Annotated in this window: 22 protein-coding genes and 1 pseudogene; 11 read left to right on the top strand and 12 right to left on the bottom strand. The window is 71.3% G+C overall.

The genetic code is table 11. The features are described 5' to 3' along the window. The first annotated feature begins 37 nt into the window (after positions 1–37). The 5 genes from QI554_RS36150 (at position 38) to QI554_RS36130 (ending at position 6268) form a co-directional block, all read left to right on the top strand. Positions 38–1633: an ABC transporter substrate-binding protein gene (locus QI554_RS36150; RefSeq protein ID WP_281476461.1), complete on the top strand. Its 1596-nt coding sequence runs from the start codon at positions 38–40 to the stop codon at positions 1631–1633. 88 nt (positions 1634–1721) lie between these two features. Beyond that, positions 1722–2756, top strand: a complete 1035-nt coding sequence (locus tag QI554_RS36145) for an ABC transporter permease (RefSeq protein WP_281476460.1) — start codon at positions 1722–1724, stop codon at positions 2754–2756. After that, entirely contained in the window at positions 2756–3919 is a 1164-nt protein-coding gene (locus QI554_RS36140; protein ID WP_281476458.1) for an ABC transporter permease, read from the top strand. The genes QI554_RS36145 and QI554_RS36140 overlap by 1 nt, the downstream gene beginning before the upstream one ends. After that, a complete protein-coding gene (locus QI554_RS36135; protein ID WP_281476456.1) occupies positions 3916–4983 on the top strand; it encodes an ABC transporter ATP-binding protein in 1068 nt (355 codons plus the stop codon). The genes QI554_RS36140 and QI554_RS36135 overlap by 4 nt, the downstream gene beginning before the upstream one ends. After that, positions 4967–6268, top strand: coding sequence for an ABC transporter ATP-binding protein (locus QI554_RS36130; protein WP_281476454.1), 1302 nt, complete (start codon positions 4967–4969; stop codon positions 6266–6268). Before QI554_RS36135 ends, QI554_RS36130 begins: the two co-directional genes overlap by 17 nt. A gap of 61 nt (positions 6269–6329) precedes the next feature. Here QI554_RS36130 and QI554_RS36125 read toward each other — a convergent pair whose 3' ends face one another. Then, positions 6330–6527: a DUF397 domain-containing protein gene (locus QI554_RS36125; protein ID WP_281476452.1), complete on the bottom strand. Its 198-nt coding sequence runs from the start codon at positions 6525–6527 to the stop codon at positions 6330–6332. Further along, positions 6524–7351, bottom strand: coding sequence for a helix-turn-helix domain-containing protein (locus QI554_RS36120; RefSeq protein ID WP_281476451.1), 828 nt, complete (start codon positions 7349–7351; stop codon positions 6524–6526). The genes QI554_RS36125 and QI554_RS36120 overlap by 4 nt, the downstream gene beginning before the upstream one ends. Positions 7352–7475: 124 nt before the next feature. Here QI554_RS36120 and QI554_RS43645 point away from each other — a divergent pair. Beyond that, positions 7476–7811 (top strand): annotated as a pseudogene (locus QI554_RS43645) (ATP-binding protein); the annotation flags it as partial. A 53-nt stretch (positions 7812–7864) separates the two neighbouring features. Here QI554_RS43645 and QI554_RS36115 read toward each other — a convergent pair. Beyond that, positions 7865–9160, bottom strand: a complete 1296-nt coding sequence (locus QI554_RS36115; protein WP_281476449.1) for a hypothetical protein — start codon at positions 9158–9160, stop codon at positions 7865–7867. A gap of 92 nt (positions 9161–9252) precedes the next feature. Continuing rightward, the gene (locus QI554_RS36110) at positions 9253–10365 is read right to left on the bottom strand and encodes a nucleotidyl transferase AbiEii/AbiGii toxin family protein (protein ID WP_281476447.1); all 1113 of its coding nucleotides are present in this window, start codon (positions 10363–10365) and stop codon (positions 9253–9255) included. A gap of 113 nt (positions 10366–10478) precedes the next feature. Between QI554_RS36110 and QI554_RS36105 the strand changes: the two genes are divergently transcribed. The 3 genes from QI554_RS36105 to QI554_RS36095 all read left to right on the top strand — a co-directional run bounded on the left by QI554_RS36105 (position 10479) and on the right by QI554_RS36095 (position 12768). Then, complete coding sequence (locus tag QI554_RS36105) at positions 10479–11033, top strand: GNAT family N-acetyltransferase (RefSeq protein ID WP_281476445.1); 555 nt, start codon at positions 10479–10481, stop codon at positions 11031–11033. 116 nt (positions 11034–11149) lie between these two features. Continuing rightward, positions 11150–11476: a hypothetical protein gene (locus tag QI554_RS36100; protein ID WP_281476444.1), complete on the top strand. Its 327-nt coding sequence runs from the start codon at positions 11150–11152 to the stop codon at positions 11474–11476. Between the two features lie 71 nt (positions 11477–11547). Beyond that, positions 11548–12768, top strand: coding sequence for a DUF6745 domain-containing protein (locus tag QI554_RS36095; RefSeq protein WP_281476443.1), 1221 nt, complete (start codon positions 11548–11550; stop codon positions 12766–12768). 4 nt (positions 12769–12772) lie between these two features. On the opposite strand, the gene QI554_RS36090 is transcribed toward QI554_RS36095, so the two are convergent. Next, positions 12773–13906 (bottom strand): acyltransferase family protein, encoded by a 1134-nt coding sequence (locus QI554_RS36090; RefSeq protein ID WP_281476440.1) that lies wholly within the window; start codon positions 13904–13906, stop codon positions 12773–12775. A gap of 193 nt (positions 13907–14099) precedes the next feature. Here QI554_RS36090 and QI554_RS36085 point away from each other — a divergent pair, with 193 nt between their 5' ends. After that, positions 14100–16160, top strand: coding sequence for an alpha-galactosidase (locus QI554_RS36085; RefSeq protein ID WP_281476438.1), 2061 nt, complete (start codon positions 14100–14102; stop codon positions 16158–16160). After that, positions 16157–17419 carry an MFS transporter gene (locus QI554_RS36080; protein ID WP_281476435.1) on the top strand — a complete coding sequence of 421 codons (1263 nt, stop codon included), beginning with the start codon at positions 16157–16159 and terminating at the stop codon, positions 17417–17419. Before QI554_RS36085 ends, QI554_RS36080 begins: the two co-directional genes overlap by 4 nt. Here the strand turns inward: QI554_RS36080 and QI554_RS36075 are convergent. The 7 genes from QI554_RS36075 to QI554_RS36045 form a co-directional block, all read right to left on the bottom strand. Then, complete coding sequence (locus QI554_RS36075; protein ID WP_281476433.1) at positions 17403–18068, bottom strand: TetR/AcrR family transcriptional regulator; 666 nt, start codon at positions 18066–18068, stop codon at positions 17403–17405. The genes QI554_RS36080 and QI554_RS36075 overlap by 17 nt on opposite strands. Before the next feature lie 72 nt (positions 18069–18140). Further along, entirely contained in the window at positions 18141–19112 is a 972-nt protein-coding gene (locus QI554_RS36070; RefSeq protein WP_281476431.1) for a DUF1152 domain-containing protein, read from the bottom strand. A gap of 93 nt (positions 19113–19205) precedes the next feature. Next, the gene (locus tag QI554_RS36065) at positions 19206–20051 is read right to left on the bottom strand and encodes an STM4011 family radical SAM protein (protein ID WP_281476429.1); all 846 of its coding nucleotides are present in this window, start codon (positions 20049–20051) and stop codon (positions 19206–19208) included. A 32-nt stretch (positions 20052–20083) separates the two neighbouring features. Next, positions 20084–21436 (bottom strand): STM4012 family radical SAM protein, encoded by a 1353-nt coding sequence (locus QI554_RS36060; RefSeq protein WP_281476427.1) that lies wholly within the window; start codon positions 21434–21436, stop codon positions 20084–20086. Between the two features lie 111 nt (positions 21437–21547). Next, positions 21548–22693: a hypothetical protein gene (locus QI554_RS36055; RefSeq protein ID WP_281476425.1), complete on the bottom strand. Its 1146-nt coding sequence runs from the start codon at positions 22691–22693 to the stop codon at positions 21548–21550. Then, positions 22690–23247: a SigE family RNA polymerase sigma factor gene (locus QI554_RS36050; RefSeq protein ID WP_281476423.1), complete on the bottom strand. Its 558-nt coding sequence runs from the start codon at positions 23245–23247 to the stop codon at positions 22690–22692. The genes QI554_RS36055 and QI554_RS36050 overlap by 4 nt, the downstream gene beginning before the upstream one ends. A 127-nt stretch (positions 23248–23374) precedes the next feature. After that, a complete protein-coding gene (locus tag QI554_RS36045; protein ID WP_281476522.1) occupies positions 23375–24184 on the bottom strand; it encodes an STM4013/SEN3800 family hydrolase in 810 nt (269 codons plus the stop codon). Positions 24185–24219 lie beyond the last annotated feature (35 nt).

Below are 24219 nucleotides of genomic sequence, written 5' to 3'. Positions count from 1 at the left end.
GTCCACCATTCGGCGCCTGGGCAGAGGGATTTCATCCATGGCACGTACGAAGCGCGTTATCGCCGCGGCCACGGTCGGCATACTCGCCGCCTCCATGGCGGCGTGCAGTAGCGACGACGGCTCCGGCAAGGGCAACGGGGGCAACCCGAGCGGCGGCGCCGGTGGCGGCGGGACCGTCATCCTCGGCACCACCGACAAGGTGGGGTCCCTCGACCCGGCGGCCGCCTACGACCTCCCGTCGTGGACGATCATCCGCAACACCTTCCAGAAGCTCTACCGCTTCCCGGAGGGCAGCACCACTGCCGTCCCGGACGCCGCGCAGAAGTGCGACTTCCCCGACCCGAAGACCTACAGCTGCACGCTGAAGCCGGGGCAGACCTTCTCGGACGGCACGCCGCTCACCGCGAAGGACGTCAAGTTCTCCTTCGAGCGCATGCTGAAGATCAACGACCCGAACGGCCCCGCGCCGCTGCTGGGTTCGATGGACACCGTCGACGCCCCGGACGACAACACGGTCGTCTTCCACCTCAAGAACGCCGACGTGACCTTCGCGTCCGTCGTGGCCTCCGAGGTCGGCGCCATCGTGCCGTCCAGCGGCAAGTACCCGCTGGACAAGCTCGCGGACAACAGCACGCTGCTCGGCTCGGGTGCCTACAAGCTGGCCAAGTACACGCCCGGCCAGCAGGCCGTCTTCGAGCTCAACGACAAGTACAAGGGTGACATCAAGCCGGCCAACGGCAAGTTCCTCATCCAGTACTTCACCGAGTCGTCGGCGCTCAAGCAGGCCATCGAGAACGGCACCGTCGACGTCGCCGTCACCGGCCTGTCGCCGACCGACATCACCGACCTGCGCGGCAAGTCGTCGCAGGGCATCAAGGTCATCGACGGCATCGGCTCGACCATCCGCTTCATGACGTTCAACGTCAAGAGCGCCCCGGTCGACAACAAGGCCGTCCGCCAGGCCATCGCGCAGACCGTCGACCGCGAGTCGATGATCAAGCAGGCCTACAACGGCACCGTCGACCCGCTGTACTCGCTCGTCGCGAACGGCTTCGCCGGCCACGCCGACGCGTTCAAGGACAAGTACGGCGCGCCGAGCAAGGACAAGGCCAAGGCGATCCTGGACGCCGCGGGCGTCAAGACGCCGGTCGACCTGACGCTCTGGTACAACCCGGGCCACTACGGCGCCACCACGGCGGACGAGTACACCGAGATCAAGCGCCAGCTGGACGCCTCGGGCCTGTTCAAGGTCAACCTCCAGACCACGGAGTGGGAGGCCTACAAGAAGTCCTTCGCGGCCGGCGAGTACGCCGCGTGGGGTGCGGGCTGGCAGCCGGACTTCCCGGACTCGGACAACTACATCGAGCCCTTCCTGCGTCCTGACGGCACGTTCCACGTGAACTACGACAACCCGGCCGCCAAGGCGCTGATCGAGAAGGAGCGCACCAGCGCCGACCCGGCGGCCCGCAACGCGGCCTTCGCCGAAGCGCAGAAGATCGCCGCCGACGACGTTCCGTACATCCCGCTCTGGCAGGGCAAGCAGGTCGCGGTGACGCGCCCGGGTGTCGAGGGTGTCGACAAGACCCTGGACGTCTCCGTCCTGGTCAGCTTCTGGGTCATCAGCAAGAAGTAGTCCGCCGCACACTCGCGTAGGACAGCGCAACGGGCACGGGCGGGTCACCCGCCCGTGCCCCGTGGCGTGTCCCCGAAGGAATCTGACTATGAGCCAGAAATCAGGGAGCCTCGGCCGGTACTTCGTCATCCGGCTCGCGATGGCGGTCCCGATGGTGCTGATCCTGCTGACGCTGGTCTTCTTCATGCTGCGTGTCGCCCCCGGCGACCCGGTGACCGCCTCCGCGGGCGGCGCGAAGATGACCGCCGAGCAGATCGCCGCGAAGCGGCACGCCGCCGGATTCGACCGGCCGCTCATCAACCAGTACGGCGAGTACCTCGGCAACGTCGTCAAGGGCGACTTCGGCACGACGATCTCGGACCACCGCAAAGTGACCGACATCATCGTGGAGAACGGCGGCGCGACGCTCACGCTCGCGCTCGCGGCGCTCTTCGTCGCCCTCGTCGTCGGTCTGCCGCTCGGCCTGCTCGCCGGCCGGTACAGAGACACCGGCTTCGACGTCGCGATCCGGTTGTTCGGCATCGTGACGTACGCGGCACCGGCGTTCGTGCTCGGCGCCCTGGCCCAGATCGTCTTCGTCAAGAAGCTGGGCTGGCTCGACGACTCGAGCCTTCAGGCGTCACCCCTGATCCAGGCGAGTGTGCCCACCAAGAGCCACATCCTGATCGTCGACGCCGCCATGGCCGGCGACTGGAACGCGGTGCACAACATCTTCCTCCACCTGATCCTCCCGTCGGTCACGCTCGGGCTGATCATCGTCGGCGTCTTCATCCGCATGGTGCGCGTCAACCTCATCCAGACGCTGCGCGGCGACTACGTCGAGGCCGCTCGCGCCCGCGGCATCCGCGAGCACAAGGTGGTCACCAAGCACGCCTTCCGCAACGCGCTCATCCCGGTGATCACCGTCATCGGCATGCAGGTCGCCCTGCTGCTCGGCGGCTCGGTCCTCACCGAGAAAACGTTCAGCTGGCCCGGCCTCGGCAACCAGCTCATCAACTACCTCAACGCGCGCGACTACATCGCCGTCCAGGGCATCGTCACGTTCATCGCGGTGGTCGTGATCGTGATCGGCATCCTGATCGACTTTGTCAACGCGCTGATCGACCCGAGGGTGCGGTACTGATGACGAGCATGCAGACGACCCCGCCGGTCACCACCGTCGCCCCGTCCGCGGCGCGCTCCAAGGGCCGCCGGTTCTCGGGGCCGCGCCAGACCCTCGGGCTGATCCGCGAGGCGCACGGCATCGGCAAGTTCATGCTGTGGTCCGGCATCGTGCTGAGCACGCTGTTCGTGCTGACCGCGCTGCTCGCGCCGTGGATCTCGCCGTACGACTTCGACACGTACCAGGACGGCGGCGAGCGCTTCCCGAAGCTCGGCGAGCCCAGCGGGACCAACACGTTCGGCACCACCGTGCAGAGCCTGGACGTGCTGTCGCGCGTCATCTGGGGCGCCCGCACCGCGCTCGAGGTCATGGTCCTCGCCGTGGTGTTCTCGCTCATCGTCGGCGTGCTGCTGGGCCTGGTGTCCGGCTTCTTCGGCGGGTGGCTGGACCGGATCCTCGTCCTGATCATGGACACGCTCTTCGCGTTCCCGTACCTGCTGCTGGCGATCGTCGCCGCGTTCATGTTCCAGGGTCTGCCGGGCGGCGGCGTGCTCACCACGGCGATCGCCATCACCGTGGTCTACATCCCGCAGTACTTCCGCGTGGTGCGCGCGTCCACGTTGTCCGCGCGCGAGGCGATGTACGTCGAGGCGGCCCGCGCGATCGGCGCCAAGCCGGGCACCATCATGCGCCGCTACATCTTCGGCAACGTCATCCAGTCGGTGCCGGTCATCACGACCGTCAACGCCGCCGACGCGCTGTCGACGCTGGCCGGCCTGGGCTTCCTCGGCTTCGGCATCCAGCCGACCGAGGCCGCCGAGTGGGGCTACGACGTCAGCCGCGCGCTGACCGACATCAACGCCGACATCTGGTGGACCGCGACGTTCCCCTGTGTGGCTATCGTCCTGGCCATCCTCGGGTTCACCCTGTTGGGTGAAGGCCTCAACGACGTGCTCAACCCGACGATGCGCCGCCGCAAGATCTCCAAGGTGATCATCCCGGCGCTGACCAAGCCGCGCACCGTGGTGACCGTCGCCGCCGTGCCGGCCCAGGCCGACGCGCCGGCGGCGGAGAGCACCGAGACCGAGGCCGAACCGGCCGCGGCCGACGGCGCAGAGAGCACCGAGACCGCCGAGACCGCCGAGACCGCCGGTTCCGAGCAGCCGCAGGAGGAGGGCAAGTGACCACCGCGAGCAGCACCGAAAGCACCACCGAGGCCCGCGAGTCCGCGTCGCCCGTCCTGTCCGCGCGCGACCTGCGCGTCTGGTACGGCAGCACGCGCGGCCCCGTCGCCGCCGTCGACGGTGTCACCTTCGACGTCCGCCCGGGCGAGACGCTCGGCCTGGTCGGCGAGTCCGGCTGCGGCAAGTCGACGCTCGGCCGCGGCGTCCTCGGCCTGCTGCCGGCCGGCGCGGCGGTGGACGGCGAGGTCCGCTTCGCCGGGAAGAACCTCGTCGGCATGCCGGCCAAGGAGCTCCAGCAGCTCCGCGGCCCCGAGCTCGGCCTGATCTTCCAGGAGCCGATGACCCGGCTCAACCCGCTGATGAAAGTCTCCGAGCACTTCGAGGAGACCCTCAAGACGCACCACCCCGAACTGCCCAAGGACCAGATCCGGTCCCGCGCGCTCGAGGCGCTGCGCGGCATGGGCATCCCGGCCAGCCGCTACGAGTCGTACCCGCACGAGTTCTCGGGCGGTATGCGGCAGCGCATCATGATCGCGCTCGCGCTCGTGCTGCGGCCCGCGTTCGTCGTCGCCGACGAGCCGACCACCGCACTCGACGTGCTGGTCGAGGCGCAGATCATCCAGATCCTCGCCGACCTGCGCCGCAACTTCGACACCGCGCTGGTGCTCATCACCCACAACCTCGGCATCGTCGCCGAGGCGTGCGACCGCGTCGCGGTGATGTACGCCGGCCACATCGTCGAACAGGGCGACGCCCGCGAGGTGTTCGCCAACCCGCAGCACCCCTACACGCAGGAGCTGCTGCGCTCCACCATCTCGCTCGGCACCACCGGGCTGCACTTCATCCCCGGCTCGCCGCCCGACCTCGCGCACCCGCCCGTCGGCTGCCGTTTCCACCCGCGCTGCCCCAAGGCGATGCGGGTGTGCGCCGAAGAGGCTCCGCCCGAGGTGCTGCTGCCCTCCGGCAGCCGCAACACGTGCTGGCTGCCGGTGCCCGACATGACCACCGCGGAAGGCCGCCTTCCGCTCGAGGTCGAGGAGATCAGCGTTGCTGACGAAGCCTGACACCGCGACGTCCGAGACCGCGAAGGACGCCGAGACGCTGATCGAGGTCGCCGACCTCCAGGTGCACTTCCCGCTGCGCGGCGGCCTGTTCAACCGCGACGCCGGCGCCGTCAAGGCCGTCGACGGCGTGTCGTTCAGCCTGAACAAGGGCGAGGTGCTCGGCCTGGTCGGCGAGTCCGGCTCGGGCAAGACCACGCTCGGCCGCACCCTGCTCGGCCTCAACCGCGCCACCGGCGGCAGCATCCGCTACCGCGGCCGCGAGCTGGCCGGGCTCAAGGAGTCCGACCTGCGCCCGCTGCGCCGCAAGCTGCAGATGGTCTTCCAGGACCCGCACGCGTCGCTCAACCCGTCCATGGACATCGCCACCGCGGTCGGCCACCCGCTCCAGATCCACGGTCTGGTGCCGGACCCCGTCGAGCGCCGCGCCAAGGTCGCCGAGACCCTGGAGCGGGTCGGGCTCAGCCCGGCCGAGCTGTTCATGGACAAGTTCCCGTCGGACCTGTCCGGCGGCCAGAAGCAGCGCGCCGTGATGGCCCGTGCCATCATCGCGGGCCCCGAACTGCTGGTCGCGGACGAGCCCATCTCGATGCTCGACATGAGCGTCCGGGCCAAGATCCTCCAGCTGTTCCTGGACCTGAAGCGGGACCTGGACCTGACGTACGTCTACGTGACGCACGACCTGGCCAGCGCCAAGTTCTTCTGCGACCGCATCGCGATCATGTACCTCGGCCGGGTCGTCGAGATCGGCCCCACCGAGGAGATCTTCGCGAACCCGCGGCACCCGTACACCAAGGCGCTGCTCGGGGCGATCCCGGACCCGGAGAAGGTCGGCGTTCCGCGCGACCTCCCCCGCGGCGAGATCCCCGACGCGGCCGCACCGCCGCTCGGCTGCTCGTTCCACCCGCGTTGCCCGGTCGCCGTGGCCGGCTGCGGATGGGAAGGCCGCGACCTGGGCGCGCTGCTCGAACGCCACTGGCTGGCCGAGGGCGAGGACGTGCGCGTGGCCGACACGGCGCTGTTCGGCCGGCCGGTCGAACTCACCGCGCCGGGCATCCGGCAGCTCAGCCTCACCCCCGGACGCGGCCACGAGGCGGCGGCGATCATCAGCCTCCTCGACCGGGTCCGGGAGAAGACCGCCGAGGACCCGTTCTGGCGCGGCGTGAAGACGATCGAGGCCCGCGACGGCAAGGCCCACGTCGAGTTCGCCGAAGGCACCGACCCTCGCCTGAAGCTCGTCAGCAACACCACGGCCCCGATCCAGGCGGCCTGCCACCTGGTCGACTAGCCCCAGCATTACGCGAACGGGCGGGGACTGATTCGTCAGTCCCCGCCCTTTGCCGTTGCCACTACTTCAGCGCGTCGGTGAAGGACGCCCACCGGGACGCGGGGATGAGCAGGTGCCCGCGCGCGGTGTCCTTCGAGTCACGGACGGGGACGAGCGGGAGGTTGCCGTCGGCGACCTCGACGCAGTCTCCACCCGTGCCGTTGCTGTACGAGCTCTTGCGCCAAGCCAACGAGCTCAACGGAGCGATCTCAGCCTTCATTTCGCCTGGTCCTCCGCCGCCGACACGATGAGATCCAGGGACGCCTCCGGCGACAACGCAGCGGCCCTGACGCAATCGTAGGACAGTCGGCACAGCTTGATAGTGGCCGGATCGTCCAGCAGCTGACCAGCACGAACTCCCTCGATGTACGCCACCGAAGGCGCGTCCTCGAAGTCCATGAACTTGAGGAATCCATCCATCAACGCATGCGCGCCCGCCGCATACGGCAGCACCTGGACGGCCACTCGTCGACGCCTGATCAGATCGGCGATATGCGCGAGCTGCTCACGCATCACGCTGGCGCCACCGACCGGGCGTCGCAGCACGCTTTCGTCCAGCACCGCCCAGAACAGCGGCGGTGTTTGGCGTTCCAGCAACTGCGATCGTTCGATGCGTGCCGCAACGAGCTCCGCCAACTCCGACTCGGCGATCATCGGCTGCGCGCCGAGGATCACCGCTTTCGCGTACTCGGGCGTCTGGAGCAACCCAGGCACCAGCATCGGCGCGTACTCGTAGATCTCCGTCGCCAGCGCCTCCAACTCGGCCACCGGCGCGAAGTACTCCGCGTGCCGCGTCCGGTTGACCAGCCTGCACAGGCGCGTGAGCAGCCCGCCGGTCTTCAGCACCTCGTCGAGGCGCTTCGACATGTCCAACTGCGGTTTGCGCACGGCCGTTTCGATCTGGCCGATATAGACCCCCGAACAGAACACCAGCTCTCCCAGTCTCTCCTGGGAGTACCTGGCCTCCTCGCGGAGTCTGCGCAGCTCCGCGCCGTAAAAGGCGCGCGGGGACTCGGTCGGGTCGAGGTTCCTGGGGTTGGCCATTGTCTTCGGTTCCCCTTCCATACAGTTCCGTTGCTGTCGCTCGGACTCTGTCAAGGCTAACTTCGGACAGCGACGCTTGTGATGCAGAAAGTGACATTGCATCCACAGAAGAGGTCGCCACTCCGTGAACGCGAGCCGCAGCTACCTGCTCCCCGACAGTCCCGAGTCAGCCCGGTTCGCCCGCGACCACGTGCGAGGGCTCCTGTTCGCGTACCGACTGCCGGAACTCGTCGAAGCGGCCGTCCTCTTAGCTTCGGAACTCGTCACCAACGCCCTGTGCCACGGGACCGGAAGGCCCGAACTGAGGCTCTCCCTCGACGACTCCGTCCTGCGGATCGAGGTCGTCGACCACGGCCCCGGTACGCCCGTGCCATGTCTGCCCGACGGCGGCAGCATCGGCGGCCGAGGCCTCCTGCTGGTCGGCCTGATGGCGGCCCGTTGGGGATTCACCCGCGAGGCCGAAACGAAGTCGGTCTGGTGCGAACTCGATCGACCCGAGGCCGGAGCCGCGGGTCAAACGGTGGTGGCGGCGCGGGAGGTCTCCAGCAACTCGACGATGCTGCCCGGGAACTGCTCGACCAGGCGGACCGCGACGACCCAGGCGTCCAGGTCCGTCCCCAGGGTGGCGCGGAAGAGGTCGCCGGTGGGCTCGCTCGTGGTGGACGCGTGCCAGCGGGCGCGGCGGTCGTGGTGCTCCGGGGCGCGGAGGAGCGTCAGTGCGCTCGCGGCCGGGGATACGTGCCGCAGCAGGTCGTGCGGGGACAGAGCGCCGGCTTCCAGGGCGGCGTCCAGCCAGGGGTCGGCTTTGCCTTCCTCGGGCAGCCCTTTGCGAAGCCGGGTGATCAGCAGTTCCTTGGGGCAGTCCGGGAGCGCGGTCAGGGCGTTGCGCAGCGCGTCGGGCAGCGGGTCCTCCTGATGCGAACGGAGGAGCTCGGCCCACGGGAACACGCCGCCCTCGGCGGCGATGTGCTCGATCCACCAGGACTGGCGGTCGTGCGCGAGCCGGCGCAAGGACGCGACGATGTACGCGGGGTCCGCCAACTCGGCCAGCCGGGCGCGCAGGACGTCCAGGCCGTCCGGAGCCGCCAACGCGCGGGCGATCTCCTCGGTGTGGGCCGCCGGGTAGGAGGCGGATGCCAGGAGCCGTCCGGCTGCCTCGGCGTCGTGCCGCGTCCACACGGCGACGATGGGCCGCAGCCGCCCGGATTCGGTCTGCGGCTCCAGGCGGCCGACGATCACCGAGGCGACTCCGGGGTCGCCCGACTCGATGGCCAGCGGCAGCATGCGGCGCAGCCGGGCCAGGTCCATGGTCCACAGCACGTCGAGCAGCGGCGTGCCGACCGGGCCACGGCTGCCGTCCGACCGGATGCCGTCGAGCATGCGGCGGCGCTCCCGGTCGTCCAGCGCCAGGTGGCCGAACAGGCGTGCGTCGACGTCGGGTTCGTCGAGGGCGAGCAGCGCGGACAGTTCACCAGGGGTGAGGTCGGGCCGGAGCGCGAGTTCGGTGGGCGGGACGGCGGCCGGGCGGACCCCGGCCGCGGGTTGCGCGAACGTGCGCAGCACCTGCGGGCGGCGGGTCGGCGCCTCGTCGGGGAGTCTGTCCAGGGCCTCCGCGACGACCTCCGCGGCGGGGCGGCCGACGGGGCGCCGCCATCTGGAGCCGCAGCCGTCCCGTGAACCGCATCGCGCGCACGGCGTGCGCATGTCGGGTTCGCGGCTCCCGGCCAGGCGCGCGGCCAGCGCCTCAGCGACCGGGGACTCGGCCAACTCCAGTACCAGATCGACCGGTTCGGGGCGCGTCGTACTCACTCGGGGGCTCCTCGGGGATCGATCGGCGCATGCGCCGTTGCCGGGTGTGGTCGTCGCACGGCGACCGTCGTCGGGCCGTCTTGTCGGATGCGTCAGACGGTTTCGCGGAGGGTGAAGAGAGCCTTCTCGACGTGATCGGCCGGGTTCGACCAGGAGTAGCGGTCGGGGGCCTGCCGCTGGTGAAACTCGATGAGAGTCGCCGCGGCGTCCGCCGTACCGCACCGGTCGGCACCGACCGCTTCGCGCAGGGTCACGATGCTCTCGGGCATGCCCATGGACGCGCCCTCCAGGAGGGCGAGCACGGCATCCATGCCTTCGCCGCGCAGCACTTCCCGGGCCTGCTCGATGCACGGAGCGAGGTGCACGGCTCGCCACCGGTAGCCGTCGGTGGGCGGGACGGCCGCGCTTTCCGCGAGCGTCGGGGCCAGCGCGGCCTTGAGGCGCTCGTGGAGCACGGCCGCGGTGTCCGGGAACTTCCTGCGCAGTTCGGCCGCGTCCACGGAGATGCCGTCCACCATCTCGGGCACGAACCGGCGGCCCGCCCAGTGCGGCTCCGCGGCGACGAGGGTCCGCATCAGCAACCCGACCGGGAGCGGGACGGCCTCGGCCAGCAGGACCGCGTCGTACAGGTCCTTGGCGGGCGACCACCCGTCGGACAGCAGCCGCCGCAGTTTCCACGCCAGCGACAGCTCCGGGGTCGCGGCCGCAATCCGTGTGGCGCCATCGGTGCCGGTCCCGGGGAGCAGTGCGAACTCGGGTTGCACGGGCAGGCGTTCGGTGAACGCGAAGTCGACGTGGACGGCGCCGGGCGGCAGTCCCTCGGCGTGCCACCGAAGGGTCAGCCGTCTGCCGGGCTTGCGCCCGCGCACGCGGGTCTCCTCGCAGCGCACGTTCGCCTCATCGATGCGCACCACGCCGTGCTCGGCCGCGACAGCGGCCGACGAACGCGCGACCTCGTCGAGCATCCGCGTGGTTCGCGGCTCGCTCGGGAGCCACGTTTCAGGTCGGACGACGAAGTCGAGGCCGCCCGGCTCGCGGGCGGCCTCGCCGAACCATGCCTTGAGCAGGGCGTCGCCGTGCAGCACGAGGTCGGCGGCCCAGCGGGAGCGGGCGACGGCCGTGAGCACGTTGTCGCGGGCGGTGCGGCGCGCGTGGTGCCAGCGGGCGGCGCGCTCCGACGGAGCAGGGGGAGTGGTTCTCGGCACGCGCCGAGAGTTGCAGGCGGTGCCGACATCAAACCCGGAACGCGGCCCACGCGCGTGCGTTCTCGGTGAGTGCCCGCGGGGTCTTCCGGCGTCCGGCTGTTAACGTGGCGCGGGTGGGCGAGACTTCGGGAACGATCACCTGGCGGCGGCTCGAAGCGGCGGACTTTCCGCTGCTGAAGGGCTGGCTGGAGCAGCCGTACGTCGCGCGCTGGTGGAACCACGAGACGTCCGACGAGGCGGTCGAACGCGACTTCGGGCCGTCCATGCGCGGCGAGGAGCCGTCGGAGGACTGGCTCGCGTTGCTCGACGGGCGGCCGGTCGGGCTGGTGCAGCGGGCGCGGATCGCGGACTACCCCGAGGAGCTCGACGCGCTCGCGGCGATCGTGCCGGTGCCCGACGGGGCCGTGATGATCGACTACCTGGTCGGCGCGCCGGAGCTCGTCGGCAGGGGCTTCGGGCCGCGCATGATCGCGGCGATGGTCGAACGCACCTGGCAGGACCACCCGGACGCCCCCGCCGTGATCGTCCCGGTCGTCGCCGCCAACCGCCGCTCGTGGCGCGCGTTGGAGAAGGCCGGCTTCAGCCGCGTCGGGGAAGGGGAGATGGAGCCGGACAACCCCGTCGACGACCCGGCGCATGTCGTCTACCGGGTCGAGCGGCCGGCCTAGTCGGCCGAGCCTGGGTTCCCGTGGGTGTCAGTGCGGCGTCGTAGCGTCTGAGGTGTCGGAGGGGCTGGTCAAGGCCCCTCGGAGACGACGAACCCAACTGTCTACCAGGGGGATTGATGTACCGTCAGGGCGACATTCTGATCCTGCCCGTCGACGAGACGGCGGTGCCGCAGGGCGTCACCGCGCTGCCGGCCAAGCCGCGCGACGGGCGCGGGCGGCTGGTGCTGGCGCTCGGCGAGGTGACCGGCCACGCGCACGCGGTGGTCGGCGCGGGCACGCTGTTCCTCGACCCGGAGCCGACGGTGATCGGGCACCTCAAGCTGGACGCGCCCACCCGCCTGGTGCACGAGGAGCACGCCGCGATCTCGCTGCCGAAGGGCTGGTACCGGGTGGTCCGGCAGCGCGAGTACGTGCCGGGCGCGGTCCGGATCGTCGCGGACTGACCCTCCCTCACCTTCCCAGCCTTCCTCGCCCTCCCCGCCTTCCCTCTCTTCCCCGCTCGAGGAGCCCGCCCGTGACCGCCGCCACCGCCGCCTTCCCCGAGCTCACGCTCGCCCATCGCGCGGCCCTCTCCGAGACCGCCGACACGTGGGCCGCCGTCGCCGCCGCGACCGGGCCCGCCGACCGGGCGGCCGCCGAGGCCGCGATCCGGGACGCGTACCGCGCCGCCGGGCTCGCCGAGCCGGACAAGATCCTGTGGTACGACTCGCCGTTGGCCGCCGCGGTCGCCGCGACCGTGGTGTCCGGCGCGTTCAAGCCGCAGGAGCTGGCCGCGATGAAGCTGCCCGTGCGTGCCCCGGCCGGCTCCCGCGCCGGCGCCCCCGTGCGCGACCGGCTGCGCGCCGCCACCTGGGAACGCGCCCGCACCGACGCCGCCGCGACGCTCGGCCAGGCCACCTGGGCCCAGGCGTGGCAGGAGGTCGCCGAACGCCTGTGGGCCCCGACCACCGGGCTGACCGCGCGCATCCGCGAGGGCGTCGAGGGCGCCGTGTCCGCCGCGACCGGTGGCGGCGGTGGCCCGCGCAACCCGGGCATGGAGCGCACCGCGCCCACGAAGGCCGCCGTCGAGGCGCGCGCCGCGACGCTGGACGCGATGGGCGGCCAGCACGACGCCGCCTGGCTCGCGGCCTTCGACGGACTGCGGCGCTGCTTCCCGGAGTTGGCGCACTCCCCGGCCGCCCCCGCGCTGGACGCGGTCGGCCGGGTGGCCCGCGCCGCCGGCTGGTGGTGGCCGTACGAGCGTGTCGTGCTGGTCGCCGAACGGCCCACGCAGCTGCACCGCGACGAGAACGCCCGCCTGCACAGCGGCGAGGGCGCCGCGCTCGCGTTCCCCGACGGCTTCGCGCTGCACGCGTGGCGTGGCATGCCGATCCCGGCCGACTTCGTCACCGGCCTCGGCCCGCGCGGCAGCAGCCTCGACGCTACGCGCATCCGCAACGAGGACAACGCCGAACTGCGGCGCGTCATGTTGGAGATCTACGGGTACGACCGCTACCTGTCCGAGGTCGGCGCGCAGCCGCTGCACCGCGACGCGACGGGCGTCCTGTGGCGCATCCAACTGCCGGGCGACGAGCCCGTCGTCATGGTCGAGGTCCTCAACTCCACGCCGGAGCCGGACGGTTCGGTCCGCACCTACTGGCTGCGCGTCCCCCCGACCACCCGCACCGCCCGCGCCGGCGTCGCCTGGACCTTCGGCCTGACCGAGGAGGAGTACCACCCCTCCCGCGAGACCTGATCCTTCAGCGCTGGTGGACGGGTTCGCCCGCCGCATCGTCGGATACCGGCTTGCGGGGAGCGGGGATGCGTGTCCGGGCGCGTGCGGACCTCGCCCATCGGAACAGCGTGGAACGGAAGTTCATGGCCGGTTCCTCGACGAGCTTCCACGAGAGCATCGCTATGGGCAGCGTGATAGCGAGGGCGTAGGCCATCAGGTGGTACTGGTTGCGGACGCCGTGCGAGACCAGCAGTTGCTCGATCGGGAAGCCGTAGAGGTAGACGCCGTAGCTGGCCATGCCGACGGACGCGGGGAGCTTCACCCACTTGGGCATCAGGTGGCCGACGGCCAGCGGGATGTAGGCGAGGGTGACGCCGCGGGTGACCTCGACCATCGGGGTGCCGAAGAAGACGAGTTCGATGCCGACGCAGGCGGCGACGCCCCACCAGGTGAGCGGGATCTTGTCGCGGTAGAGGTAGAGGGCCATGCCGTACAGGTAGATCGGGAGCATTTGCATCAGCGCCACGGACGGGACCATCAGGATCGTCGGTCCGGCGTCCCACTGCCGGGTGATGAGGCGTTCGACGATCAGTGAGGCGGTCATGGCGCTCGCGATCGTGATCCAGCGGTGCCGGAGGCCGCCGACGACGCCGAGGACGACCACCAGCCCGTAGCCGACGACCTCGACCGGCAGGCTCCACAGCGAGCCGTTCACGGCGGCGTTGTGCGGGTTGTGCTCGAAGACGCCGGGGAGCCAGTAGTCCTGAGGGAAGATCAGGATGTCCTGCTTGAGGTACTCCCAGGTGGCGGGGTCGTGGAAGTAGTCGCTGGTCGAGAGCGTCGTGGCGACGGGGCCGAGCACCAGGACGGTGAGAAGCAGGAGCACGGCGAGCGCGGGCACGATGCGCAGGATCCGGCGCGTGCAGTAGCGCCAGACGGACGGGTCCCGTTCGAAGCTCTGGCAGACGAAGTACCCGCTGATGGCCATGAACGCGCCGACCGCCCAGGCACCGAGGTTGATGCCGATGCGCTGCTGGGGGAGCAGCCCGAGGCCGTTTCCGCTGAGGGGCACGGCGTGGTCGACGACGACCGCGGTGGCGGCGAGCATGCGGACCAGGGCGAAGCCGTCGGTGGATTTCTTGCGCCGTGCCATGGTCATGCAGGTGTCCCTCGGGCCGAAGGCGAGTGTCATGGCCTGAACACGCCTGGGCCCGCCAAGAGTTGTCTCGGGTGGCGCGGAATTTTCCAGAAACCGTTGCCGGTGCGGGTGCGCCGTCAGGGGGTTGGCGTCGGGGACGCGCGCGCCTAGCATGTGGCCTAAACATGAGCCCTCCTCATGTCTAGGGAGCTAGATGATCGCCCACCACTCAGAAGCCCGACTCTGGCTGCTGAGCACGCCCGGCACCTCCTACGCCTTCCGGTTGGACGCCGACGACGTCCCCCGGCACGTGCATTGGGGCCGGCCGCTGACGCTGGAGCAGGCCGTCGTGATCGCGGACGACCTGCCGGCCACGGGCCCCGGAGACGACGACCCCGGCGGCGAGGAGTACGTCGTCGAGGGTGGACTGCGCTTCGGGGCGCCGTCGTTGACGGTCCGGTTCGAGGACGGCGTACGCGGCTTCGCGTGGCGGTTCGTCTCGCACGTCGCCGACGGTGGACACCTCACGCTCTCGTTCTCCGACCGCGCCCGCTCGCTCGGCCTCGACCTGCACTACCGGATCCGCGACGGCCACGACCAGATCGAACGCTGGGCCGTCCTGACCGCGGGCGAGCCCGTGGACGTCCTGCGGTTCGACTCCGCCGCGTGGACGCTGCCCGCCCGCGACGACTACCGGGTCAGCCACGTGGTGGGTGAGTGGGGACGGGAGTTCCAGCTCCAGCGCGACCGGGTGCCCGTCGGGGAGACCGTGCTCACCAGTCGGCTCGGCATCACCGGACAGCACGCCGGCCCCTGGCTGATGCTCGACGCGCACGACGCCGGGGAGGAGTACGGCGAGGTCTGGAGCGCGGCCCTGGCCTGGAGCGGCAGCCGCCGGATCACCCTGCGCCGCGACCCTTACGGCCGCGCCTCCTGGACCGGCGGCTTCGGCCACGAGGGACTGGTCTGGAAGCTGCTCCCCGGCGAGCGCCTGGAGACCCCCGTCTTCACCGGCCTGTACGCCCCGGACGGCTTCGGCGGCACCAGCCGCCGCTGGCACGCCTACGTCGAACGCCAGGTGCTGCCCGCCCGACCGGCCGAACGCCCGCTGATCTTCAACTCGTGGGAGGCCACCGAGTTCGACATCAGCGAGAAGCAGCAGACCGAACTGGCCGAACTGGCGGCGGGTATCGGCGTCGAGGTCTTCGTGGTGGACGACGCCTGGTTCGGGTCCCGCACCAGCGACGCGGCCGGGCTCGGCGACTGGTGGCCCAACCCGGAGCGCTTCCCGGACGGTCTGGGCCCGCTCGCCGACCACGTCCGGTCGCTGGGCATGGGCTTCGGCCTGTGGGTCGAGCCGGAGGCGGTCAACCCCGACAGCGACCTGTACCGCGCGCACCCCGACTGGATCCTCCACCAGGAGGGCCGCACCCGCACGCAGAGCCGTAACCAGCACGTGCTGAACTTCGCCCGCCGCGACGTCCGCGAGTGGGCGGTCGAATGGCTGGTCAGGACCGTCACCGAACTGGACGTCGCCTTCCTCAAATGGGACATGAACCGGCCCTTCACCGAGGCCGGGCAGCCCGGCGCCGCCGACCCCGACCGGGTCTGGATCGAGCACACGCGCGGCGTCTACGAGGTCATGGACCGGCTGCGCGCGGCCCGGCCCGGCCTGTACCTGGAGTCGTGCGCGGGCGGTGGCGGCCGGGCCGACCTGGGTGTGCTGGCCCGCGCCGACCAGGTGTGGACGTCCGACAACACCGACGCCGCGGACCGGATCGCCATCCAGCACGGACACTGCCAGCTGCTGCCCGCCCGGACGATGGGCGCCTGGGTCACGGACAGCCCGAACAGCTTCTCCGCCCGACCCACCCCGCTGCGGTACCGCTTCCACGTCTCGATGGCCGGGGCTATGGGCATCGGCGGGGACCTGCGCAGGTGGAGTGAGGACGAACTGGGCTGGTCCCGCATGCTGGTCGAGCAGTACAAGCGGATCCGGCCCGTCGTGCACGGCGGCGCCCAGTACCGCCTGGACCGCCACGCCGTGCAGTACCTCACCGAGGACGAGACGGTCGTCTTCCAGTTCCAGCCGTCCGCGCTCGACCGCTCGGTCGCCCGCACCCGGCTGAAGGGCCTCGACCCCGACGCCCGCTACCGGGACGAGGCCACCGGCGCCGTGCACGACGGCGCCGTCCTGCTCGGCCACGGTCTCCCGCCGCTGCTGTCCTTCGACTGGACGAGCGAGCTCGTCCACCTCAGGAGAGTGCCCCGGTGACCCTCGCCGCCGAGCGGCCCGACGCCCTCGCCGAGCCGACGCGCGAGGTCGGCCGCGGCTGGATAGCCCTGTACGTCCTGGCCAACCTGGGCCTGAACGTGCCGTTGCAGACGCCGACCACGTTTCTGATGCCCGACCAGATCGACCAGATCGACTCGGCCGGGAAGATCGGCAGCTACGCCTGGGTCAGCCTGATGGGCGCGGTCGCGGGCATCGTCATCGCGCCGCTCGCCGGCGCGCTCTGCGACCGCACCACCGGCCGCTGGGGCCGCCGCCGGCCGTGGATGATCGCGGGCTCGCTGCTCTGTATGGCGGCGCTGCTGTTCATCGGATTCCAGAAAACGGTCGCCGGGGTCGCGATCGGCAGTTTCGTGCTGTCCGCCGGCTTCATGGTCGTCGGCGCCGGGCTCGCCCCGGTGGTGCCCGACCGGGTTCCGGTCGCCCAGCGCGGCCTGGTGCTCGGCTGGGCCATGGCACCCCTGGCCGGCAGCATGATCGTGGGCGGGCTGCTGGTCGGCCTCGTCGCGGGGTTCCCGGCGAAATACGCCCTGATAGCCGTGTTCCCGCTGCTGATCGTGCTGTTCGCGGTCGTGACGAAGGACACGCCGTTGCCCCGGAGCCACCGCGAGCCGTTCTCCGCGCGTGTCTTCCTGGCCGGCTACCGGATCAGCCCGCGCGAGCACCCGGACTTCCTGTGGGCACTGGGCTCCCGGTTCCTCATGGGCCTGGGGTACGGCCTGGGCACGCTCTACCTGCCCTACTTCCTGGACGACGTGCTGCACTACGAGCAGCGCTTCCCCGGGCAGTCCACCGAGGACGGCCTGCTCATCGTCGTCGGCGTCAACTGCGCGGCCACGGTCTCGACGGTCGTCCTCAGCGGCTGGCTCTCCGACAAGCTCGGCAGGCGGCGCATGCCGGTCTTCGTCGGCGGCCTCACGATGGCCGCCGCCGCGATCCCGCTCGCCCTGTCCCCCACCTGGGCCATGACGCTGGTCGCGGCCGTGATCCTCGGCCTGGGCTTCGGCGTGTACCTGGCCGTCGACACCGCGCTGGTCACCGAAGTGCTCCCGGGCTCGGCGGACCGCGGCAAGGACATGGCCCTGGCGAACCTGATGACCTCGCTGCCGTACGTGGTCGTCCCCCCGATCGCCTCGCTCGTCCTCGGCCATCTCGGGGGCTACCGCTCGTTGTTCCTCTGTTCCGCGGCCGTGTCCGCCCTGGGCGCGACCCTGGTCTGGAAGGTCAGGGCCGTCCGCTGACCGCGCTCGAAGCGCCTGCTGTCCGTGAACCGATTCGATCGCTCAGATAGCTGTTGAGGACCCGCTTGCACTCGGCGATCAACCGGGGATCGCCGTGCGGATCGGCCTGGAACGCCAGGTTCAGCACACTGTCCGCGCACTCCAGGGCGACCCGGACGGCGATCTCCAGTTCGGCGTCGTCCTGGATCCCGGTCAGGGCCGGGACCAGGCCGCGCAGCCGCCCGGCGACCGCCGTGTTGTTGTCCAGAGTCGCGTCGAGGACGTGGTCCTGGCCCGTCGCGCCGAAGTCGACCACGCCGAAACCGGCGACGGTCCGGCGCATGGCGACGAACTCGTCGACGGTCACGTCCACGATCCCCGAGACGTCTTCGGGCCGCTCGCTCTCCAGGCGGGCCGAGACCCGCTCGACGAAGGCGTTGAGGTTACGGGCCGCGAGCGCCCCGATCAGCCCCTGCTGGTCGGGGAAGAACTGGTACAGGGTGCCGATGGGCACTCCGGCCCTGCGGGCGACTTCCTTGGTGGTGAGCGCGGCGTAGCCGACCTCGTCCAGCAGCTCGGCGCAGGCGTCCAGCAGCCGTTCGAAGCGTGCGGCGCTGCGCTTCTGGACGGGCCGGCGGCGCGGGGCCCCCGCTGTACGAGCGTGGTTCACACCCCCATCATCCCATCAGTCGAGCAACACGAGCCAAGCTCATGTGCCGGCGGACGGGCCGAGGCGCGGGACTCAGTGCGGGTACGCCTTCTGCGGCCGGATGGTCGGCACCTCGTCCCTGAAGCCCTCGATCCGCGCCACCACGTCCCACAGTGTGTACGTGTCGCGCAGCCGGTCGAGGTAGAGGTTCCGGCGCGCCAGGGCGTCGAGCTCGACGGTGAAGTACACGCCCATCAGCGGATTGACGAACAGCTCGCTGTTCCGCGTGCGCTCGCTCAGCGCCACGTTCCCGAACTCGCCCCGGATCGCCGCCGCCACGGAGCCGTGGACGATACTCGGGTGCGCCTCGGTCTCCCGCTCGGCGTGGGCGACGGCGTCGAGGTAGAGAGTGCCTTCGCGGGAGTCGCGGGGGATGGACAGCGCGCCGAGGTAGCCGCCGTCGCGTTCCAGCGCCGCGAGGTTCTCCAACACGTGGGTGTGGCACACGCCGTGGTACGCGTCGATGCCGAAGCCGAGGGACACCACCAGCCGGGTCGGGGCCATGTCCGGCGGCAGGGAGGCGACCGCCGCGAGGCTGGTCATGTCCTCGCCCGGGGTGCCCAGGCCCGACTCGTCACCGCGCATCAGGATGTCCGTGCCGCCGTCGACCAGCACGATGGCGTCCAGCTCCAGCAGCGTGCACAGCGTCCGGTACATGCTCGCGAGCGGCCGTACGCCCGTCATCTGGAACGCGTACACCACCGGCGACGCCGCCCCGTTGGCGTCGCGCCAGCGGGCCAGGGACCGTTCGGGGAAGTACACGCCGGGACCGCCGGTCTCCGGCAGGACGGCCGCCACGCCGGGCCGGAGCATGTCGCGGGCCGGCAGCCGGTCGACGCCGACGAACGACAGGTTCGCGAGGTGGACCTGCTTGCCGGCCGCCTCCAGGGCGAGCGCGAGGGGCAGGCCCGCGTAGACGTCGAAGCCGCCGCCGGCGCCCGCGACCAGCACGCGTTCGCACGACGACAGACGGGTGAACAAAGGCGGTTCGGAGAGGGAGAACACCGGCGGAATGTACCCATGCGAACACCCTTGCCCGCAAGGGAAATCCGTTGCGGGGAAGATCACGCGTGTCGCTGCGCGGGCCTCCGCCGCAGGTCAGCGGAACGGCGGTAGGTTCGGGACACGTTCGAGCACCCCGCCGGCGAACACGTCGTAGAGCGGCAGCGCCTCGAGGTGCACATAGCCGATGTGGCAGTCGCACAGCTCCTTCGGGCACGGCCGCGGCCCCAGTGCGGCCCGGAACGAGCCGTCGTAGAGGTTCCCGATCCGCTCGGGCACGAAGTGGCAGCGCCGCACCTCGCCGTCGCCGTCCACGCTCACCACCGTCTCGCCGGTACGGCACGCCGCGCCGCGCGACGGGTGCGCATGCCGGCTGTAGCCGAACAGCGGGTCGATCCCCGTCCAGTCGGCGGCCTCGGCGTCCGTGTAGGTGCGGCCCTCGGCCGCGTTGACCCACAGGTAGACGCCCTCCGGCAGGTCGCCGCGCAACCGCCGTGCCGCGTCCAGGTGTTCCGGAAGCCCGACGACCCCGACGCTGAACCGCACGCCGCGCGCGTGCAGTTCGCGGCAGCGGCCCAGGAACCGGTCGTACGGCACCTGGTCCGGGTGGTACGTCCCCCACAGCGCGAGCCGCGACAGGTCCGCGGCTTCGGTCCACGCCGGGCGGGCGCTCAGGTTGGTCTGGATCGCGACCCGGTCGACGTTCGGCAGATGGCTCAGCTCGGCCAGCGTCCGCCGGTACCACGACCGCACCAGGCCCTCGCCCCACGGCGTGAACAGCAGCGACACCCGCTCCGGCGCGTCTCCCACCCACGCCGCGAAGCGCTCCAACGCCGCCCGGTCCGCCCGTAGTTGCGCCGCGGAGTCCCGCCGCTTGGCGAACGGGCAGTACCCGCAGTCGTAGTCGCAGGACGCCAACGGCCCCCGGTAGAGGATCGTCAACGCCGGGGGAGCGTCGGCAAACGGCAGCGGAATCACCGGAGTTCGTAGCCGTCCATGAGTTCCTGGGCCCGCCCCGAGAACAGCGCCGGGCCGACCGCGTCCGACCACGCCAGGCCCTCCTCGGTGAGCCGGATCCGGTCGGCGTCCACGGCCACCCACCCCGCGTCGGCCAGCGGCGCCAGCTCCGCCGCGAAGTCGACCGCCGCGTCCGAGCCGAACCGGCCCCGGTAGTCGGCGGCTTCCAGGCCCTCGGCCTGGAGCAGCGAGGTCAGCAGATGCCGCCGCCGCTGCTCCCCGGCATCCAGCCGGATGCCCACGCGGGCCCGCGAGAACGCCTCCTGATCGAACGTCACGTACTCGTCGATGATCGCCCGCACCTCGCTGATGCCGACCGCGTACTCGAACGAATAGTGCAGGTCCGCGGTGTACGAGCGGGCCCCGCAGCCGAGGCCGATCATGCCGTCCCGCTGGCAGCGGTACCCGGTGTCGGCGTCCCGCGGCCCGTCGGCGCGCCGGAAGCCACGCATCGACGTCTGCTCGTAGCCCGCCTCCCGCAGCCGGTCCCGGCCGATCCGGTACAGCGCCAGCCGCTCCCGGTCCCAGTCCGCGCGGGTCACGGCACGGCGGCCGAGGCCGGTCAACGGGCGGACGTACAGCGGGTAGAGGTAGACCTCCTCGGGCCGCCACGCCAGCGCGGCGTCCAGCGACCTCCGCCAGCTGTCCGGGGTCTGCCCGTCGATGCCGTAGATCAGGTCGATGTTGAGCGACGGGATCGCCGCGTCCCGGATGGCCGTGAGCGCCGCCTCCACCTCGGCCCGCTTCTGCGGCCGCCCGGCGGCGTGCGCCTCGGCGTCGTCGAACGACTGGACGCCGATGCTCACACGCGTCGTCCCGTGCGCGGCGAGCACCGCGAGCCGGTCGGGGGTGGCGGTTCCCGGGGAGGTCTCGACGGCGAGCGGCACCGCGGCCAGGTCCACGCCGAGCACGTCCGTCGCGATCCCGAACAGCCGCTCCAGCTCCGGTGCGCTCAGGTACGTCGGCGTCCCGCCGCCGACCGCGGCTGTCGCGAACCGCGCACCGGGTATCGCCTCGCGCACCGCCCGCGCCTGCCGCTCCAGCGCGTCCAGGTAACGGGTCACCAGCTCCTCCGGAGCGCCCGTCCGGAGGAAGAGGTTGCAGAACCCGCAGCGCGTCGCGCAGAACGGGATGTGGAAGTACAGGAAGAGCGACGAGAGGTCCTGCCCGGCCCACACGTCCCGCAGCGCCGGCGGGTCCTCGAACGGCCGGTATGCGGTCTTGTGCGGATACGCGTACACGTAGCCGCCGTACGGCGACCGCGAGCCCGTGTCCGCGAGGGCGGGATCGGCGGTACGGGTCGACCCCATGGGCGGTTCCTCCGGCGGTTCTGCGGTCGTTGATCGCCCCGACCCTATGCCGCAACGCCGACACGGCGGCCGCCAGGTGGGGTGGCGGCCGCCGTGCCGGGTGTCAGAGGCCTACTTGAACGGCGGAACCCAGGTGGACTGGTCCTTGCAGTCCTTGAACTGGGCCTGCCGAATCACCTCTTCGAGATCGGCGCGGGTCACCCGGTTACGGTCCAGCGTCTCGACCGACACGAAGCACGAGCCGACGGTGCCTTCGAACCTGGCCGGGTGCTGCCAGGTGCCGCCCGGCACCTGCGGGTCGGACTCCCAGTACAGGAAGTCCATCGTGCCGATGCGGACCGGTGTGCCCGCCGGAGGCGGCGTGGAGCGGGGATCAACGGGCTGGGACGGTGGCCGCTTGTCGGCGACGTTCACCATGAGAAGCAGGGGGTGCGTCTGGGGTGCGCCGTGCCCACCGTTGTCGACCAGCGGCAACGCGGGGTCGGTCAGCCAGATCTGGTTCCCCGTCGACGACGCCATGTCGCCGTACTTGACCTCAAGGCCCGCGGGGACATACGGCAACCGGACCGGCTGCGGCACATCGACGGGTGTGTCGGCGCGCAGTGCCTCCGCCACCCGCAGCGCGTCGGCGATGCGCGCTTCGTTGGTGGTCGCGCTGCCGCCACGGACGATGAGCACCGCCCAGAGCCCGGACGGCAGCTGCCACACCACGGTCGTGGGCCGCTCGGCTGCCGGGGTCGAGTCGCCCGCCACGTTGACGAAGGCGGCGGCGTCGTGGACCTTGGCCGGTGTGCCGCCCTCGGACCGGTACTTGGCTTCGGTTCCGTCGGGGGACAGCCGCAGGTCCACGTCGGTCGGCGTGGTGCCGGTGCCGCTGCTGCGGAGGTGCATCGTCCACCAGGTCTGGGCGTCGAGGCCGTTGGACATGGCGTTCGTCATCGTGAGACCGCTGCTCGGCGCGAAGGACACCGGCACGGTCAGGGACAGAGGGGCGGCCGGTGCGGTGGTGGGGGCGGTCGCCGCGGTCGCCGCGGGGCGCACGTCCCCGCCGCCCCCGCCGCTGGTGACCGCCAGGGCGGTCGTCGCCCCGGCCACCAGCGCCAGTGCGGCTCCGGCGGCGCCGATGGCCCGGCGGCGGCGCTTGCGGCCGACCGCCGCGGTGCGGGCTGCCTCGATCATGCCGAGACCGTCGGGCGCGTTGTCTTCCATCATGGCGAACGTCCTCCGCAGGTCATCGGCTTCGTACTGCTTCGTCATCGTGCGCCTCCGTCCTGGGCGGTCAGCGTCGCAACCGGAATCCGAGCGGCGCGGTCCGGGGCAGGGCCCGACTCCTCCGTCATCGACACCCGCAGCGTCGCGAGCGCGCGCGCCGCGTAGCCGCGTACCGTCGACGGCCGGCAGCCGAGCGCGTCGGCGATCTCGTTGTCGGTGAGTCCCTCGTAGTAGCGCAGCACGACGACCGCACGCTGCTTCCGCGGCAGGGCCCCGAGCCGCTGCCACAGGTCGGCGCGCAGGCCGACCTGGTGCCCCGGGTCCTCGGCCGTCGGCGCGGCCGGTCCGTCCAGGGCCTCGTACGTCAGCGCCACCGTGGCGACGGCCTTCCTGCGCCGCAGCGACAGGAACTCGTTCGTCACCATGGTCCGGACGTACGCCTCAGGGTGTGCCAAGCCGGATATCCGCCGCCACTTCACCAGGGCCCTGGTCAGGACCTCCTGCGTGATGTCGCGGGCGAGTTCCCGGTCCCCGCACAGCATGTAGGCGCACCGCAGCAGCCCGGGCAATCGGGCTGCCGCGAACTCCTCGAATTCCACGCGTTTCCTCTCCTCCCGTCGGGAGCTTCCGGCAAGAGAGAACGCGGCGAGGCGGCGATGTGCTGTGCGCGGATCCGGATTCGTTCGGAACCCGGCCCGGATCCGCGTCAGCAGGTCTGACGAGACATCACCATTCGCCCGGGTTCAAGGTGAAGTGCGCGTACGGCACCGTCCACACGACCTCGTGCCCGATGCGGTGCCCGGTGTAGCCGTCCTCGCCGTACGCCGTCCCGTGGTCGGACGTCACGATCGTGAAGCACGGCCGACGGCTGCTCATCGCGCGGAACAGCCGCCCGATGTGCCGGTCGACGTATTCGAGCGCGGCCGCGTGGGTCTCCCGCGAGTCGCCGTCGGCGGACGAGGCGCCCGGCATGTGGAACCAGTTGGGCTGGTGCAGCGCGGACACGTTCACCAGCAGGAACAGCCGCTGGTCGGCGTCCAGCGCGCCGACCACCCGCTCCGCGCGGGCGACCTGGGCCTCGAACGAGATCGGCGACGCCACGCCCAGCTCGGGGTCCCAGTGACTCTCGGCGAACATGCCCGGCAGCACCGACCCGAGCGCGCCCTGCTTGTTGAAGAACCCGACGCCGCCGATGCACGCCGTGTGGTAGCCGGCCCGCGCCAGCCCGGCCGGCAGGTCGGCCTCCTCGAACACCCACGTGTTCGCCGCCGTTGACTCGCTGCCGCCGAACCGGGCCGCGAACAGCCGCGGATGCGGCCCGGGCCCGAGCGGCGTCGGCAGGAACCCGGCCAGGAACGCGGTGTGCGCCGCGAACGTGAAGCTGCCCGGCGTGTGCCGCTGCTCCCAGCGCCCGCCCGGCAGCACGCGTGCGAGGTTCGGCAGCCGCCCGGCCCCGGCCAGTTCGACGGCGACGTCGTAGCGCAGCGTGTCGAGCGTGACGACGAGCAGGTCGTGCTGACCGACCACGGCGTTCATGTCCGGCGCCTGCGGGTCCGCGCCCGCTTCGCCGC

Origin of the sequence: Yinghuangia seranimata, assembly GCF_029953285.1 — a bacterium.
GTDB lineage: Bacteria > Actinomycetota > Actinomycetes > Streptomycetales > Streptomycetaceae > Yinghuangia > Yinghuangia seranimata.
This window is presented reverse-complemented; position numbering and strand designations above follow the sequence as displayed.

What these genes read in the sequence shown, in the direction of transcription:
- QI554_RS36150 (WP_281476461.1), top strand. Translation starts at nt 38, where the DNA reads ATGGCACGTACGAAGCGCGTTATCGCCGCGGCCACGGTCGGCATACTC.
- QI554_RS36145 (WP_281476460.1), top strand. Translation starts at nt 1,722, where the DNA reads ATGAGCCAGAAATCAGGGAGCCTCGGCCGGTACTTCGTCATCCGGCTC.
- QI554_RS36140 (WP_281476458.1), top strand. Translation starts at nt 2,756, where the DNA reads ATGACGAGCATGCAGACGACCCCGCCGGTCACCACCGTCGCCCCGTCC.
- QI554_RS36125 (WP_281476452.1), bottom strand. Translation starts at nt 6,527, where the DNA reads ATGAAGGCTGAGATCGCTCCGTTGAGCTCGTTGGCTTGGCGCAAGAGC.
- QI554_RS36120 (WP_281476451.1), bottom strand. Translation starts at nt 7,351, where the DNA reads ATGGCCAACCCCAGGAACCTCGACCCGACCGAGTCCCCGCGCGCCTTT.
- QI554_RS36100 (WP_281476444.1), top strand. Translation starts at nt 11,150, where the DNA reads ATGTACCGTCAGGGCGACATTCTGATCCTGCCCGTCGACGAGACGGCG.
- QI554_RS36090 (WP_281476440.1), bottom strand. Translation starts at nt 13,906, where the DNA reads ATGACCATGGCACGGCGCAAGAAATCCACCGACGGCTTCGCCCTGGTC.
- QI554_RS36085 (WP_281476438.1), top strand. Translation starts at nt 14,100, where the DNA reads ATGATCGCCCACCACTCAGAAGCCCGACTCTGGCTGCTGAGCACGCCC.
- QI554_RS36060 (WP_281476427.1), bottom strand. Translation starts at nt 21,436, where the DNA reads ATGGGGTCGACCCGTACCGCCGATCCCGCCCTCGCGGACACGGGCTCG.
- QI554_RS36055 (WP_281476425.1), bottom strand. Translation starts at nt 22,693, where the DNA reads ATGACGAAGCAGTACGAAGCCGATGACCTGCGGAGGACGTTCGCCATG.
- QI554_RS36045 (WP_281476522.1), bottom strand. Translation starts at nt 24,184, where the DNA reads ATGAACGCCGTGGTCGGTCAGCACGACCTGCTCGTCGTCACGCTCGAC.